The organism is Cylindrospermopsis raciborskii Cr2010, from assembly GCF_003367075.2.
In the GTDB taxonomy this organism is placed as follows: Bacteria; Cyanobacteriota; Cyanobacteriia; order Cyanobacteriales; family Nostocaceae; genus Raphidiopsis; species Raphidiopsis raciborskii.
Map to the genome: position 1 here is coordinate 1,658,551 of NZ_CP065936.1, position 15,414 is coordinate 1,673,964.

Below are 15,414 nucleotides of genomic sequence, written 5' to 3' on the forward strand. Positions count from 1 at the left end.
AAATTAAAAACGTGAACTTATATAAACTATTCAAAACTCGTAAACCTATTATTGGTGTGGTTCATTTGTTACCTTTACCCACATCAGCCCGCTGGGGAGGTAGTCTGAAAGCAGTAATTGACCGCGCGGAACAGGAAGCTACCGCCTTGGCCAGTGGTGGTGTGGATGCTTTAATTGTAGAAAATTTTTTCGACGCCCCCTTTACTAAAAATCACGTTGATCCTGCTGTGGTTAGTGCTATGACCCTAGCAGTGCAGAGAATTCAAAATCTGGTCACTTTGCCTCTGGGTTTAAATGTTTTAAGAAACGATGCGGAAAGTGCTATGGCGATAGCCAGTTGTGTAAAGGCTGAATTTATTCGTGTTAATGTTTTGACCGGTGTTATGGATACGGATCAAGGATTGATAGAAGGCAGGGCACACCAGTTACTCCGTTATCGTCGAGAATTAGGTTCCGATGTGAAAATTCTGGCTGATGTATTAGTTAAACATGCTCGTCCCCTGGGTCATCCTCATCTGAGTGTGGCTATTAAAGACACTATAGAACGGGGTTTGGCTGATGGGGTGATTTTATCGGGTTTGGAAACTGGTAGTCCTCCCAGCTTGGAAGATTTAAAATTGGCTAGCAGGGTTGCTGCTACTACTCCAGTATTTATCGGTAGCGGTGCCAGTTGGGAAAATATTGGTACTCTTATGCCAGTAGTTGATGGAGTCATTGTTTCCAGCTCTCTCAAACGTCATGGTCAAATCTCTCAACCCATTGATCCTACCCGTGTGAGTCAATTTGTAGAAGCTGCTCATAGAAGCATTACTACAAAAATTTAATTGCTCAATAATACTGCTAATAACTAAACTGATAAACAATTATGATTCGTCGTCGTTCTACTCCCTGGATTCATTATTGGTCTCGTCCCCTCCTCGGGGCGATCGCCACTCTTGGTATTCTTAACACGGGTTATCTTACTTACGAAAAGTTAACAGGTGGTACGCCTGTATGCAATGTTGGGGAGCAGGGTTGTATGGATGTTCTCTCCAGCTACTGGGGAACTGTGTTTGGTCAACCTTTGGCTCTGTTTGGCTTGTTATCATACATGGTCATGTTTATACTAGCTCTATCTCCTATTTTGCTAATATCAAAGGATAGCAAGAAAAGTAATCAAAGCAAGAATATACAACAAATAGAGAATTTAAGTTGGTGGCTACTATTGATCGGAGCGATCGCCATGACTGTGTTCAGTGGCTATTTAATGTATGTTCTAGCATTTCAACTGCAAGCTGTATGTTGGTACTGTATTGCATCAGCAATTTTTGCTTTGAGTATGCTGATTTTGACCATTTTAGGAAGAGAATGGGAGGATATAGGTCAAGTTCTATTTATTGGGTTGATAGTTGTTGTGGTCACACTAATTACCACTTTAGGTATTTACTCCAAACCCCCCGTTGATATCACCACTGATACTACCACCTCCGGTCAACAACGTATTACTTTTTCACCCAGGGAAGAACCCAATCCTAATTTTGGTTGGGAAATAACCACCACTTCGGGAGAATCGGAAATTGCCCTAGCCCAGCACTTAGTAAAAATTGGTGCTAAAGAGTACGTTGCCTATTGGTGTCCCCATTGTCATGAACAGAAGCTACTCTTTGGTAAAGAAGCCTATCAAATCATCAATAATAATAATATTACAGTAGAATGTGCTGCAGACAGTCCTAAAGGCAAACCAGCGCTGTGTCAAGCGGCAAAGATTCAGGGCTTCCCCTCTTGGATAATTAACGGTAAAATCTATGGTGGAGTGCAAAATTTGAGTGATTTAGCTAGACTTAGCGGTTATATGGGTCCACAAAATTTCAAATACTTTCGGTGATTTCACAACTGATTACCCACTCCCTCCCATTGATTCCATACTAGGAGTTTTAGCCTAAATTCCCTCAGATTTCCACCAACGATCATCTTGGATCATTGTGTGCACTTGCCATTCATTAACCGCTTCTGGATAGTCTGAACGATAATGCCCACCTCGACTTTCTTTCCTAAAAGCAGCACTTTTAAGAATTAAATAAGCTACATCTAATAAATTTTGGGTTTCTGCCCATAGACGTAATAACTGGTTGATATCGGAATAATTAAATTTAGCCGCTGTTCCACCAGGTAAGGTTTTTAAAAACTGACTCAAAGGTAAACTGGCAAATTCCCCTTGCCAAAATACAACCTGGGCGATCGCCCGGTCTAGACTTACTTGTTCTCGACAAATACCCGCACTTTGCCAAACTAGTCGGGGCAAATTTTCTCTCATACTTTCTAATACTGATTTTTGGCTTTCCCACTCGGTTAAATTACATTCCCAGGAACTGGGATGTAAATTGGATGGTACTACCGATGGCAATTTCAAATCAGCCATCTGTGCCCCAAACACTATACATTCTAGTAGGGAATTACTGGCCAGACGATTGGCACCATGAACACCAGTACTAGCAGTTTCCCCCACAGCATATAAACCGGGAATGGAAGTGCAATTTTCTAAATTCGTGAGAATACCACCCATCCAATAATGAGCTGCGGGAGATACGGGAATAGGTTGATTAAATACATCTATGGACCAATACTGACAAACTTTAATAATATTAGGAAACCTTTGGCGGATTCTATCCGAACCTATGGGACGCATATCTAACCAAACATGGGCAGTGGCTAAATCCTTGGTGGTACGTTGTAGATGACTAAAGATAGCTCTGCTGACCACATCTCTGGGTGCTAGTTCACCTGCGGGATGATAATCAAACGCAAAACGTCGTCCCTGATCATCAATTAAGTGGGCTCCCTCTCCCCTTACAGCTTCACTAATTAAAAACCTTCCTGGTTTTATTAAAGCGGTAGGATGAAATTGCACAAATTCTGGATCGCGAATAATCGCACCCGAGCGCCAAGCTATGGCCACCCCATCACCTGTGCTCACTGCTGGATTAGTAGTTTGAGCAAATACTTGACCTCCACCACCTGTGGCTAAAACTACTGCACCCGCTCTTAACCAAGTTACTTCTCCTTCATAAAACAGACTAATTCCCTGACAGTGTCCAGTTTTTGCATCTAACCAGATAGAAAGGGCTAAAGCCTGTTGAATTACTTGAATATTTGGACGACATAATACTTGATTTGCTAGGGTGGTAGTTACTTCCCTACCTGTAGTATCTGCTGCATGGAGCACTCGATGACGAGAATGAGCAGCTTCTAAGGTTAAGGCTAGGGTTGTACCATGACGATCAAAGGCCACACCTAAATTTAATAAAGCCTGAATGCAATCGGGAGCTTTATGAGCTAAGAATTCTACCGATTTAATATCACATAAACCTGCACCAGCTTTTAAGGTGTCCTCAATATGGAGTTTTGGTGAATCCTCTGGGGATATGGCAGCAGCAATACCACCCTGAGCCCAATCACTAGCAGATAGGGTAAGGTTTTCTTTAGTAATTAAGCCAACTCGTAAAGATGCAGGTAAACATAAAGCTGTATATAGTCCAGCAGCACCAGCACCTACCACTAGTACATCAAATGTCTGATTGATATCTATTTCAGTCAAGGTTAAGGTATATGGGTATAAACAAGGAATCAGAAAACGGGAGATTAGGGGGAGAAAATTTTTCACCCCTCCTCACCCATTAGGTATTTGTCTTATCTGTAAATACCGTTGTTAATACGATCATCGCCTTCGTTGAATTCAGCATCGTATTTTGTTACGGTAAATTGACTTAAATTATTTTGTAGAAGTTGTTTCTGGCGATCGCTCAAACCTTTAATTTCCAACACGTCTTCTACCTTAACATAAGGAGCATTAGCAATGATTTTTTTAGCCAGAACCGGATAAAACCCTCTGATCCCCTGAAATCGGGCAATGTTGGTATTATTCAGGTCTATTTTTTTACCAAAATCCGTTGCTAGTTTCTGATCAGCTTTATTTTGCCGAGCAATTGCCAAAATTGGCGTTTGGGGTAGGTTAACACGGCTAAAATCCCAAGCTTGAGCTGTTTGGGTTGTTCCTAACCATCCCCAGCATCCGAGTAACAAACTAAAAACTGTTAATAAACGCACTAATCCTTTCACAATTTTCTTTCCTCTTTCCATCAAACAAAAATCAACTCTTTTAACTACGGGTAGTCCGCTCTCATTCCACTGAGGGAATGTTTGTAGGAGTCAAAAACTACTATACAACTTCTGATTGACACTCTATGACTTAGCTGCTCTCCCATGGTTAAGAATTTTGGCGTTGCATAATAGAGGTATGAATTGAGGTAATCTACTGTGCATTGTCCAAACTGCGGGTCTTCCAAAATCAGAAAGAATGGCAAACGTCGAGGTAAACAAAATCACATTTGTGTTGATTGTGGTCGTCAATTTATCGATGTCTATAGTCCACCTAAAGGCTATTCAGAAGAAGTTAAACAAAGTTGCCTGCGCTCTTATGTTAACGGTATGGGATTTAGAGCAATTGAACGCGATAAAGGCGTTCATCATACAACTATTATTTACTGGCTAAAACAAATTGGTTCCATACTTCCAGATGCTCCACCAGTTGAGGAAACACCCTTGGTAGGTGAGCTTGATGAGTTGGAGACCTTTGTGGGATCAAAAAAAAACAAAATATGGTTGTGGACAGCAGTAAATCACTTCCGTAAAAATATCCTGGCTTGGGTTGTGGGAGACCACAGCTCACAAGCATTTCAACCTTTGTGGGACATCGTTAAACTCTGGCAATGCTTTTTTTATGTTACTGATGGGTGGAGGGTTTATCCGAGTTTTATTCAGCCAGAGGATCATATTGTGAGCAAAACATATATGACTAGGGTAGAGGGTGAAAATACACGTTTACGTCACTACTTAGCGCGACTACATAGAAAAACGCTATGCTATTCAAAATCTGTAGATATGCTTAGGTATTCAATTAAATTATTACTTCACTATTTAAAGTATGAAGTAATACCCGCGTTTAGTTGATTCATCCCGCAAATATGCAACGCCAGAATTTTTAGCCAGAATCGCAGCTACTAGAAATAGACTGTCTACTAGGATTGTACTCAAAACTGCTCCACTAAATGCATACCAATGCTTTTGTTTATTTTTTAATGGTAGTAAACCAGCAATTAATAGTGATAGAGCTAAAACTATAGCCCAGCCTTGTCCCCAGGGAGTTTGTACTTGTAATAAGGCATTTTTAAATATTTGTGATACTCCTAGAACATCAGTTTGCATAATTTGCCGCCAATAGGGCATTAGGTCTACTAGGTAGAAATATACATCTGTTAGGACTGTACCAAATAGAGAGCCAAGATAAAACCAGTTACCGATTTTACCCCAATTTCTGTGTAAACACCAAAGGGCCATGGGTAGACATATGGATTCTATGGGTAAGTGCCACAGTGGTTCCCACCGTAACCAACCCCAGTAAATTGCCCCTGTTAACCAGGTAAGACTAAATCCTAAGAGTAAATCACCCCAAATATAAGTTTTTTCATTCGACATTAATTGTAAACTTAACCACACCCACAATCCAGTAATGGCTAGACTTATAGTCGGTAAAGATCGCACTAAAGGTGCCTCTATAAATACCGGTACGGATATTAAAAACACCGCAGCTCCAAATATTAACCAACTTTGACTGATGGCGATCGCTTTCGGTAAGGCGGGTAATAAGAACAGAGGAGAATGGAACTCATCCATACTTATGGCCTTGCTCTCGGAGGTATGTAAATCATTTTTAATAGAGGAGTTCACAGTTTTGTAGGATGAGAGTGTGTTATTAATCAAAGTTTTTAATATTTGTTACTAAACTTTATCTTTTTACAGTATCACACTGTAAAATCCCCCCCAGGGGTATTTTGATCATAAAGCACAAGGCGCAAAAAATGAACTGTTAGGTTGGACAACTTGAGAATAACTTGCTAGGATATGTCATCGTATCAAGCGAGTCTAATTCATGATCACAATCTTAGGAACAGCTAATGAGTTACTATTATCACCAATGCTTGCTGTGGCTGAGAACGGCAATCAAGCTAATCTAGAGTGGTTACAAGCGTTTATTTTAGGTATAGTCCAAGGTATTACCGAATTTTTACCGATTAGTAGTACAGCTCACTTATTAATTTTTACTAAAGTATTTGGTTGGAAAGAGTTAGGGGCTAAAGACTTTGTTGATGCGATTCAATTTGGCAGTGTGGTGGCAATCTTATTGTATTTTCGGTCATTGATTGCCAGTATTATTCAAGGAGCAGTGGAAGGGTTTAAGGATAAGGACTGGCAAAGGGAAGAGTGGAAAATTGTAATAGGTATTGCTGTTGGAACCATACCAGCACTAGTTCTTGGTTTTTTGTTAAAGGACATTTTGCCCGAAAGCGCCCTAATTATTGGTACAATGTCAGTAGTCATGGCTATTTTATTGGGATTGGCTGAAAAAATTGGCGATCGCAAGCGGGGATTTGATCATTTGCAAATTCGAGATGGTATTTTAGTAGGGATAGGACAATCCCTAGCCTTAATTCCTGGGGTTTCTCGTTCTGGTTCCACATTGACCACAGCCTTGTTTTTAGGACTAGAAAGAGACACAGCAGCAAAATTTTCATTTTTATTAGGTTTTCCCACCTTGACCATAGCCACCTTATACAAGAGCTTAAAAATATTTCATCTCTTTCAAGAGGGGCAATTACCAGAGAATATAGTTTTGTTATTGGTTATAGGAATTATCTCGACCTTTATTTTTTCGTACCTGTCAATTGCATTTTTAATTCGTTATTTACAAACTAAAGACACTTTTATCTTTGTTTGGTATAGACTAGCTTTTGGCGGAGCAATTTTATTGGCACTTGCTAATGGTTGGCAGGGGTGATGAAAACTGAGATTAGTCTAAAATAAAGCTGTTAAAAATTATCATGTCTGAGATTAAACCGGCAAAAATTACCAGTGTTATACCCGAATCCATTGCTGCTGAGGTTGGATTTGAAGCAGGTGATGCCATTGTGAGCATTAACGGAATCAAACCCCGCGACTTAATAGATTATCAGTTTTTGTGTGCAGATGAAATTTTAGAAATAGAAGTATTAGATAAACATGGTAAAATTCATCAAGTTGAAATTGAGAAAGACTACGACCAAGACCTAGGAATAGAATTTGGCACAGCTTTATTTGATAACTTAATTCAATGTAATAATCGCTGTCCCTTTTGTTTTATTGACCAGCAACCACCTGGTAAACGCTCCAGCTTATATTTAAAGGATGATGATTATCGTTTAAGTTTCTTGTATGGTTCCTATTTAACCCTGACCAATTTACCTACAAGAGAATGGCAAAGAATTGAGCAAATGAGACTATCACCCTTATATATTTCAGTTCATGCAACAGAACCAGAAATAAGAATTAGACTTTTAAAAAATAGTCGAGCTGGAGAGATTTTAGAGCAAATTAAATGGTTTCAAGCAAGACGCTTACAAATTCATGCTCAAGTGGTAGTTTGTCCTGGAATTAATGATGGTTCACACCTGGAAAGAACACTAAGAGATTTAGCATCCTTTTATATGGGGGAAGTACCCACAGTAGCATCAGTAGCAGTAGTTCCTGTGGGTTTAACCAGATTTCGTCCCTCACAGGATGAGTTGATTCCCGTAACCAGGGAAAAAGCCAGGGAAGTAATAGGTCAGGTAGAAATGCTTGGTCAAGAATTTAAGCAGAAATATGATTCTCGGGTAGTCTGGTTAGCGGATGAATGGTTTTTAATTGGTGGTGAGGAACTACCAGCACAGGAGGAGTATGAAGAATATCCACAAATAGATAATGGAGTAGGTTCCATAAGATTATTTATGAAGGAATTTAATCAAGTAGCGAATAAATTACTACCGGCAAAAATTTCTCCTGAGAAAACATTAACTTGGGTAGTGGGAAATGCGGTAGAGAAAGCATTTACACCCCTGGTTGACAGGTTAAATAAAGTTGAAGGTTTAAGGGTAAATATGGTTGCACTATATAGTGACTATTGGGGACAAAATATCACCGTTACCGGGTTATTAACTGGACATGATTTACTCTACCACCTGAAAGGGAAGGATTTAGGTGATGGTTTATTATTGCCCAGCATCATGCTCAAACATGGTGAATTAGTATTTTTGGATGATATGACTGTAGCACAGGTATCTAAGGAATTGGATGTTAGGATATTACCAGTTGCAGGAGTGGAGGATTTAATCAGAGATTTGGGGGAAGTTGGGGGGAATATGGATCATACTATCGCCAACTCCAGCTGACCATTAGGATTAGATCTCACCACCTGACCCAATGCTAAATATATTTCTAAAACATCTATTTCCCGAGCGACAGCTTTCAGGGAGACTCTGCGCAAAATATCTATTGTTATTGGTCGTTTTTCATCCCAAAATATCATTGAATTAAGAAACTCAATAGATGGATCAGAAGTAATAAGACTGAAAATAAATTCTGCTTCCCTCTGGGTATCAAAAGACAAAAAATTGACAGTGTCATCTAACATTACCGGTTGATTACCAATAGGTTCAACAAGACAAAAATTTAGTTTTTTGTAAAGTCCAGATATGGCAATTTTCCAATTTTTAAAGGAATATTCCCCTATACCAAATATAGAATAGGGAGGTTTATTTTTATAGATTGAACTCTTTCTAGTTTTTAAAAACTGGTCATGTTCAAGCAGGTACTGCCAAATTTTAGGTGCTTTATCGCGGATAATTATTGTATCTTCACCTACTGATTTCTGAGTAACTAAGACAAACTTGTGGTGAGAATCAATTCTACTGTTAGCAATATCAGAACCTTTCAAAAGGGGATACAAATATTCCCTCTCAAGAAAATATTTATCGCCCATTCCATTGATAAATAACCCATCGTCAACACATTGAAACTCCATTATTTTAGAGCAATCGTGTTTGATCCCAGAACGCCAAGTATATCTTAAATCTTGTCCAGATAAATGTTTCCATTTTTCATACTTGGTAGTGTCCCTAACCATTCTCCCATCTCTGTTTCCAATTGAATATATAGTCTGGTCTGATTGTAGATCTTGATAAATCTTAAAATCACAATTAGTATTGCCACTGTTAGACAAAACGAAAAAGCAAGCATCTACGGATGCTCCAAACAATGTTTTAGCATCAATCAGATAAATATCAGCAGAAAATCTATTACCGAATTTTGTTATTACCTGATTAATAATTTTCCGAGCGACTGAATACTTACATAAAACTGCTAAAGTTCCCTCTTTTTTAGTCAGCCATTGGACATGTTTGAGAAGCATCCATTCTGAAATATCAAAATTACTGGAACCGGTGATGGCGTGAATACCTTGACGATTTTGAAAGTTTGACTTTGAAGGTAAATTCTTGCTGTTGAGAATAGTTAGCTCACTAGTGGTTACCCAGGGAGGATTGCCAATTACCAAAATAGACCCCACAAAATCAGCCAAAAAAGCATCCCAATTCATGCTAAAGAAGTCCTGTACACAAAGAGTTACATTCTCTGAATTGGGGTATCTTAATGAGGAGGTTTTTGCATATTGAATGTGTTCTTCATTAATGTCGAAACCCACAATTTTGGTGTGTTTAAATTCAGTCAAGGAAGCTCTAATAAAGGCTCCTTTTCCGCAAGTAGGTTCTATAATTAGATCTGGACGAACACCATACTTATCCTTAAGAAGATGGGTTGCACATTTTGCTAGATTGTCAGGTGTTTGAAAATCTCCAAATTCCGATTTCTGTGATGACTTAGCCATTTTTTAACTATCCAACTCTAATGATACCTGATATATTTCCTGCTTCTTGAATAACACGGTTATATTGCAATCTCCATTGAAGAGCATTAGAGACTGTCAGGTAGCCCTGATTTGGACTTGATTCCAAAATTCTCTCGGCTAACTGACTTACTACTATGTCATCAACCGGTAAGTTTCTAGACATCAAAAATGCAATGATATCATCCTTTTTACCATTGTGACTTATTATATCTAATAGTCCTGCAGTTGTTTGGAAATCCGCTGTCCTACTCTTGTCCAAAAAAATGGTATGCTGTATTTCTAATCTTCCGGTTCTAGTTTGATGATTGTCATATTTAGCATAGACAAAAACAAGAAGATTATATCCCAGCCCAAATATCTTTTGGGTAGCAGACTTAAAAGGAAAAGAAGATTGAGGTTGCTTTATACTAGTTGTTTTTATATCAACTTCAAGATCGGGAATATCAATACCCGCAGCTGAATTACCCCTTTGATAGCTGTAGTTTTCGGATAAATAATCCATGAATTTATGTTCCGGCGTTGCATATTTGCGGGATGAATCAACTAAACGCGGGTATTACTTCATACTTTAAATAGTGAAGTAATAATTTAATTGAATACCTAAGCATATCTACAGATTTTGAATAGCATAGCGTTTTTCTATGTAGTCGCGCTAAGTAGTGACGTAAACGTGTATTTTCACCCTCTACCCTAGTCATATATGTTTTGCTCACAATATGATCCTCTGGCTGAATAAAACTCGGATAAACCCTCCACCCATCAGTAACATAAAAAAAGCATTGCCAGAGTTTAACGATGTCCCACAAAGGTTGAAATGCTTGTGAGCTGTGGTCTCCCACAACCCAAGCCAGGATATTTTTACGGAAGTGATTTACTGCTGTCCACAACCATATTTTGTTTTTTTTTGATCCCACAAAGGTCTCCAACTCATCAAGCTCACCTACCAAGGGTGTTTCCTCAACTGGTGGAGCATCTGGAAGTATGGAACCAATTTGTTTTAGCCAGTAAATAATAGTTGTATGATGAACGCCTTTATCGCGTTCAATTGCTCTAAATCCCATACCGTTAACATAAGAGCGCAGGCAACTTTGTTTAACTTCTTCTGAATAGCCTTTAGGTGGACTATAGACATCGATAAATTGACGACCACAATCAACACAAATGTGATTTTGTTTACCTCGACGTTTGCCATTCTTTCTGATTTTGGAAGACCCGCAGTTTGGACAATGCACAGTAGATTACCTCAATTCATACCTCTATTATGCAACGCCTATGTTCCCAGTATGTCCCAACACGCTTTCCATCAGTTACTCCGTAAAGTGCGGGTTCATTATGTGTAGACTCTATTTGGGTAAAGTCTGCTGCTGCAAGAAGCAATTGTTGAATGGTTAATTGTGCTTTCATCATTGTTAAAAATAATCCCTGGTAACCCAGGGAGTAATAATTACTGCATACTAACTAAACTCTCACATTGTTAGCAAAGCGAATTTTTAGGTAGTCACCCTCCATTTTTGCTCCCGCAGGTTGAAGAGCAGCTAAAGCTTGGGGTAAAACTAAATTACGTCGGTGATTACCAATAGTAATATTTAATTCATCTCCACTTTTACTTAATTGGATCTGACTTTTAGGAATAGTCGGTAAATAAAGCTCCAAGCTGTATTGGTTGTTTTCTTGCACCACTCTAATGGTCGTCTCTCGATAATAAACCTGGGTGGGATCTTCACCCGGATACAAAGTATCCTTCAATCTCTCTAATGCAGCTAGACCACACATCTCCTCGGAAAATAAGGGGACTTCCTTCACTGGTAACGGGAGAAAGTTGTCATGAATTTCTCGTCGATATTGTTCTTGATTTTGTTTCCATCTTAGGAAAAATGGATCCGCAACCTCCTCCGGAATAATTCTATTGGCCACGACTAAATCTGTAGCTACATTATATAAACTCAAGTAAGCATGAGCTCGTAATGATTCTTTAATTACCATTTTTTCTGGATTAGTCACTAGTCTAACCGAGGTTTGAGTGTTATCAGTTAAAACTTTTTCTAAGGCTTCTATTTGCTCATAAAACTCATATGGTGCATCCATTACCTCCTTATCTGGTAAAGAAAATCCCGCTATGGGTTTAAAAATAGGCTCTACTAATGGTCTCAGGGCTACTGATATGTTTTGAAAAGGTTTATAAAACCGCCTCATATACCAACCACCAACTTCTGGTAAACTTAATAGTCTTAAAGCTGTACCAGTAGGAGCAGAGTCTATAATTAAAACATCAAATACCCCTTCATCGTAGTGACGTTTCATTCTCACCAAACCGAAAATTTCATCCATCCCCGGTAAGATTGCCAGCTCTTCTGCTTGGATCCCTTCTAAACCCCTAGCTTGTAACACCTGGGTAATATAACGTTTCACTGCTCCCCAATTACCCTCTAGTTCTTGCAAAGCATCCAGTTCCGCACCCCATAAGTTGGGACGCACTTGTTTTGCATCGTGACCTAACTCTAAATCAAAACTGTCTGCTAAGGAATGAGCTGGATCTGTACTTAAAACTAATGTTTTATAACCTAGCTCTGCACAACGCAATCCAGTTGCAGCGGCGACGGAAGTTTTACCTACTCCACCTTTACCAGTCATTAAAATTACGCGCATGAATGATTCTGTCCTACCTGAATTTTGTTGACATTTATTTACATTATCCTTTCTTTACGGAAAATAGGTGTTGTTTTAGTACATCTAAACGTGAACAGTGCCAATAATCTATATGGGAACTAATCAATCCTTGATTATTAAGACCTAATTGGGTCCATCCAGAGATGGAAATTCTCGGTTTCCAGGGTAGGGATGCATTCCAGCTTAATGTCCATTCGGTCTTAATCATATTTTTGTCTTGTTCGATGTGGTGCAAATCCATCCGTAAGTTAGTGAAAAATATGTGAATAAATTTAATCATCCACTTGTAAAGTTCTAAACCACGAAATTTAAAAACTGGATCTTGAAAGTAAACATCTAGTGCATAAATGCTGTAAGTCTGCTCAAGGGGAAATCTTTGGTAATCTGCTTTTAGGGTTTCGATAATATTCGTCATACAAATAAAAGTAATAGGTGACCTAACTACAAACTCAAATCCGCTTGGGTAATTTCTACATAAATATGTTCTAAACGCAGGGATTGGCGGGAAATAGAGTCAATCTCTATACCATCAAATTTAGTCAATAATTCTTTTAGTTCTATTGGTTCTGGTAGTAAAAAGGCTAAATCACTCCCATACCGTCGAACAATAAAACCATTTTCCCGACCTACTGATATAGCTGTACTTTCTTCTTTGGTTTGCACCAAAACAATTTCCTTCCCCGGAACCCGGGTTTTTAATTCTGCTAAACTTCCCTCAGCTAATATCTGACCATTTTTTAAAACTCCAATCCGACTACAAAGTCTTTCAGCTTCATCTAGTAGGTGAGTGGTTAGCAGTATGGTCATACCTTGATTTTTTAAATTGCGAATTAATTCCCAAATTTCATATCTAGCTTCAATATCTAGTCCTGTGGTTGGTTCATCAAGAATCAATAATTGAGGTTGATGTACTAAAGCCACAGCAATGTTTAAACGCCTTTGCATACCTCCACTGAGAGTTTCTACAGGACTATCTGCTCTATCTAACAAGTTTACGGATTTTAAGGTAGTCACTACTTGTTTTTGTTTGGTTTTGGAGTCTAAACCATAAATCTCAGCAAAAAATCTCAGATTTTCCGCACAGGAGAGGGTTTTATATAGAATATTTTCCTGGGGAGCAATACCAATGAGTTTTTTTGTAGAACCAGAAATTGGCTGATGATTTACTGTGACATGACCACTATCTGCTTTAAGAAGATTACAAATAATATTAATAGTAGTTGTTTTACCTGCTCCGTTAGCACCCAGTAAACCATAAACTTCTCCCGGTTGGATGGCAAATGTTAAATTTTGTAGAACTTTGCGGTTTTTGTAGGACTTGTTTAAATTTTTAATTTTAAGCATCTTGGTAATTGATATTTTTCAGGAATGGGAGCTGGAATTGGATCATACTCCCCACTTTTGGCTTTAATTCACCAAAGTCAACTCTTTCTATAGAAATAGGATATTTATTTGTGACTATACTGGTTTAAAGTCTTTTTTCTACCATCAACATCCGTTTATAAGATATCCAACCACAAACGAGAGTAAGTGTAGCAAAAAATAACAAAAAGCGCAAGTGTAAGCTCACATCGCTAAATTTTTCTCCATTAGCGGAAACACCTAAAAGAGCTTCATTCATGTGGTAAATAGGATTATACTTAGCAATATCTAATAGAGTTTTAGGAAATAGGGAACTTGGAAAAAATGTCCCCCCCAAAATTAACAGGGGTACGCCAAAAGTAGCTACCAAAGCATTAACGTCTTCCGTACGACGAGCTAGTTGTGTCCCGAGGACAAATCCCAGACCCACGTATGCAATAATGCTCAAGAAAATAATGACTATTCCTAATAATATTGAACCTTGAAAGGTTGCACCCCAGAACCCAGCAACTATATATACTAGCAGAGTTTGTCCAATTCCTATACAGCTATGGGCTAAAAAAATTCCCAGAAAATAAGATGTGCCACTTAAAGGTGAAATAAATAATCGTTTTAGAGTTTGTTGTTCTCTCTCCGCAACAACTGTTGCAACAGTTCCACCCAAACAACTAAAAAATAGTGCCGCACCCACTAAACTCGAAGGTGCAGCTTTTTCTAAGGCTACCTCCATGGCTAGTTCTCCCCGTTCTGACAAAACAAAGCCATTAAGTATCAAAATAGAAACTGGGAAAATAGTCCAAAAAATTAGACTTCGTCTGCGTCGTAGTAGTTCCGTTAAGATACGCTGAGCTATAGCCAGGGTTTCACGCCAATATTTCATATTAATTAGTCTCTTGCCAAATTACCCGAGGTCTATGCTACCATGTCACCCACAATTTTCCAAAACCTTCTACAATTCCACTAATCAGTAATTGCATTCATTAAAACTTCTGTTAAACTCATCTCTTCCAAGTCATCTAAAGTCACAGTATCGCAAATATCAAATTTAGCTCCTACACTTTGTAACTGGTCATCGAGAGCTTTGAGAAATTTTGTAGCTTGCGCATCTGTACCTACTTGAATTAGAGAAATTGCTAATTCCTCATCTTTATCTATTTTGCGAGAGGCGTTAATAACTACTTCAAAAACCGCTTTCCGATCATCCGGTTCGCCATCAGTAATCACTAGAATGGTTTCACCATTTGGTTTGGCTTGACCAGATGCTTTACGTTGAAAATATTGATTAGTAGCATCTAAAAGCACTCCAGCTAAATTGGTTGTACCAACAGGATCATTTTCTTGAAATATCTGGGCAACCTTTGCTGCTGTCACATTTTCGTATCGTTTAAATCTACCGGAAAATACATAAACAGTAATACCATCTGGGTCAAATTGCTCACACTTTCTGGCTAGGGCTATGGTAGATTCTTGAGCTATTTCCCATCTGGTTTTTCCACCCCGTTGATCCGGAGTTGACATGCTCCCACTTTTATCAATGATTAGTGTATAGTCGCGATCGCTCATCATATTTCACTCTAAATATTAGTTTACTC

Annotated in this window: 17 protein-coding genes; 5 read left to right on the forward strand and 12 right to left on the reverse strand. The window is 38.6% G+C overall.

Annotated elements, in window-relative coordinates; genetic code table 11:
* Positions 1–11: 11 nt before the first annotated feature.
* Both btpA and C6N34_RS07535 read left to right on the forward strand, forming a co-directional pair.
* The gene (gene btpA / locus C6N34_RS07530; RefSeq protein ID WP_115538930.1) at positions 12–824 is read left to right on the forward strand and encodes a photosystem I biogenesis protein BtpA; all 813 of its coding nucleotides are present in this window, start codon (positions 12–14) and stop codon (positions 822–824) included.
* Positions 825–865: 41 nt separating this feature from the next.
* Entirely contained in the window at positions 866–1,864 is a 999-nt protein-coding gene (locus C6N34_RS07535) for a vitamin K epoxide reductase family protein (protein WP_115538931.1), read from the forward strand.
* 54 nt (positions 1,865–1,918) lie between these two features.
* Here C6N34_RS07535 and nadB read toward each other — a convergent pair whose 3' ends face one another.
* Both nadB and psbU read right to left on the reverse strand, forming a co-directional pair.
* A complete protein-coding gene (gene nadB, locus C6N34_RS07540) occupies positions 1,919–3,574 on the reverse strand; it encodes an L-aspartate oxidase (protein WP_115538932.1) in 1,656 nt (551 codons plus the stop codon).
* Positions 3,575–3,666: 92 nt separating this feature from the next.
* Positions 3,667–4,095, reverse strand: a complete 429-nt coding sequence (gene psbU / locus C6N34_RS07545) for a photosystem II complex extrinsic protein PsbU (RefSeq protein ID WP_040008377.1) — start codon at positions 4,093–4,095, stop codon at positions 3,667–3,669.
* 198 nt (positions 4,096–4,293) lie between these two features.
* Here psbU and C6N34_RS07550 point away from each other — a divergent pair, with 198 nt between their 5' ends.
* Entirely contained in the window at positions 4,294–4,986 is a 693-nt protein-coding gene (locus C6N34_RS07550; protein WP_141302948.1) for an IS1 family transposase, read from the forward strand.
* Here C6N34_RS07550 and C6N34_RS07555 read toward each other — a convergent pair.
* Positions 4,954–5,796 (reverse strand): DUF3120 domain-containing protein, encoded by an 843-nt coding sequence (locus C6N34_RS07555; protein WP_115538188.1) that lies wholly within the window; start codon positions 5,794–5,796, stop codon positions 4,954–4,956. The two genes, C6N34_RS07550 and C6N34_RS07555, sit on opposite strands and share 33 nt — an antisense overlap.
* A 169-nt stretch (positions 5,797–5,965) precedes the next feature.
* Between C6N34_RS07555 and C6N34_RS07560 the strand changes: the two genes are divergently transcribed.
* Both C6N34_RS07560 and C6N34_RS07565 read left to right on the forward strand, forming a co-directional pair.
* Positions 5,966–6,871: an undecaprenyl-diphosphate phosphatase gene (locus C6N34_RS07560; protein ID WP_057176891.1), complete on the forward strand. Its 906-nt coding sequence runs from the start codon at positions 5,966–5,968 to the stop codon at positions 6,869–6,871.
* 43 nt (positions 6,872–6,914) lie between these two features.
* Positions 6,915–8,279: a TIGR03279 family radical SAM protein gene (locus C6N34_RS07565; protein WP_115538189.1), complete on the forward strand. Its 1,365-nt coding sequence runs from the start codon at positions 6,915–6,917 to the stop codon at positions 8,277–8,279.
* Here C6N34_RS07565 and C6N34_RS07570 read toward each other — a convergent pair.
* From C6N34_RS07570 to C6N34_RS07610, 9 genes are all read right to left on the reverse strand, one after another.
* Positions 8,255–9,772, reverse strand: coding sequence for a methyltransferase domain-containing protein (locus C6N34_RS07570; RefSeq protein ID WP_115538190.1), 1,518 nt, complete (start codon positions 9,770–9,772; stop codon positions 8,255–8,257). The genes C6N34_RS07565 and C6N34_RS07570 overlap by 25 nt on opposite strands.
* Before the next feature lie 7 nt (positions 9,773–9,779).
* On the reverse strand, positions 9,780–10,295 hold the full coding sequence (locus C6N34_RS07575) for an HAD family hydrolase (protein WP_236107470.1): 516 nt from the start codon (positions 10,293–10,295) through the stop codon (positions 9,780–9,782).
* 37 nt (positions 10,296–10,332) lie between these two features.
* Complete coding sequence (locus tag C6N34_RS07580) at positions 10,333–11,025, reverse strand: IS1 family transposase (protein ID WP_141302948.1); 693 nt, start codon at positions 11,023–11,025, stop codon at positions 10,333–10,335.
* Positions 11,026–11,041: 16 nt separating this feature from the next.
* Positions 11,042–11,200 (reverse strand): hypothetical protein, encoded by a 159-nt coding sequence (locus tag C6N34_RS07585; protein ID WP_236107472.1) that lies wholly within the window; start codon positions 11,198–11,200, stop codon positions 11,042–11,044.
* Between the two features lie 51 nt (positions 11,201–11,251).
* Positions 11,252–12,439 carry a TRC40/GET3/ArsA family transport-energizing ATPase gene (locus tag C6N34_RS07590; protein ID WP_057176894.1) on the reverse strand — a complete coding sequence of 396 codons (1,188 nt, stop codon included), beginning with the start codon at positions 12,437–12,439 and terminating at the stop codon, positions 11,252–11,254.
* A gap of 43 nt (positions 12,440–12,482) precedes the next feature.
* Entirely contained in the window at positions 12,483–12,875 is a 393-nt protein-coding gene (locus tag C6N34_RS07595; RefSeq protein ID WP_057176895.1) for a DUF2358 domain-containing protein, read from the reverse strand.
* Between the two features lie 26 nt (positions 12,876–12,901).
* Positions 12,902–13,804 carry an ABC transporter ATP-binding protein gene (locus tag C6N34_RS07600; RefSeq protein WP_057176896.1) on the reverse strand — a complete coding sequence of 301 codons (903 nt, stop codon included), beginning with the start codon at positions 13,802–13,804 and terminating at the stop codon, positions 12,902–12,904.
* Positions 13,805–13,928: 124 nt separating this feature from the next.
* On the reverse strand, positions 13,929–14,702 hold the full coding sequence (locus C6N34_RS07605; protein ID WP_057176897.1) for an ABC transporter permease: 774 nt from the start codon (positions 14,700–14,702) through the stop codon (positions 13,929–13,931).
* A gap of 80 nt (positions 14,703–14,782) precedes the next feature.
* The gene (locus C6N34_RS07610; RefSeq protein ID WP_057176898.1) at positions 14,783–15,388 is read right to left on the reverse strand and encodes a vWA domain-containing protein; all 606 of its coding nucleotides are present in this window, start codon (positions 15,386–15,388) and stop codon (positions 14,783–14,785) included.
* Positions 15,389–15,414 lie beyond the last annotated feature (26 nt).

Excerpts from the sequence above, each read along its gene's own strand:
- C6N34_RS07535 (WP_115538931.1), top strand. The coding sequence starts at position 866 with ATGATTCGTCGTCGTTCTACTCCCTGGATTCATTATTGGTCTCGTCCC.
- C6N34_RS07560 (WP_057176891.1), top strand. The coding sequence starts at position 5,966 with ATGATCACAATCTTAGGAACAGCTAATGAGTTACTATTATCACCAATG.
- C6N34_RS07565 (WP_115538189.1), top strand. The coding sequence starts at position 6,915 with ATGTCTGAGATTAAACCGGCAAAAATTACCAGTGTTATACCCGAATCC.
- C6N34_RS07570 (WP_115538190.1), bottom strand. The coding sequence starts at position 9,772 with ATGGCTAAGTCATCACAGAAATCGGAATTTGGAGATTTTCAAACACCT.
- C6N34_RS07575 (WP_236107470.1), bottom strand. The coding sequence starts at position 10,295 with ATGGATTATTTATCCGAAAACTACAGCTATCAAAGGGGTAATTCAGCT.
- C6N34_RS07585 (WP_236107472.1), bottom strand. The coding sequence starts at position 11,200 with ATGATGAAAGCACAATTAACCATTCAACAATTGCTTCTTGCAGCAGCA.
- C6N34_RS07590 (WP_057176894.1), bottom strand. The coding sequence starts at position 12,439 with ATGCGCGTAATTTTAATGACTGGTAAAGGTGGAGTAGGTAAAACTTCC.
- C6N34_RS07595 (WP_057176895.1), bottom strand. The coding sequence starts at position 12,875 with ATGACGAATATTATCGAAACCCTAAAAGCAGATTACCAAAGATTTCCC.
- C6N34_RS07600 (WP_057176896.1), bottom strand. The coding sequence starts at position 13,804 with ATGCTTAAAATTAAAAATTTAAACAAGTCCTACAAAAACCGCAAAGTT.
- C6N34_RS07605 (WP_057176897.1), bottom strand. The coding sequence starts at position 14,702 with ATGAAATATTGGCGTGAAACCCTGGCTATAGCTCAGCGTATCTTAACG.
- C6N34_RS07610 (WP_057176898.1), bottom strand. The coding sequence starts at position 15,388 with ATGATGAGCGATCGCGACTATACACTAATCATTGATAAAAGTGGGAGC.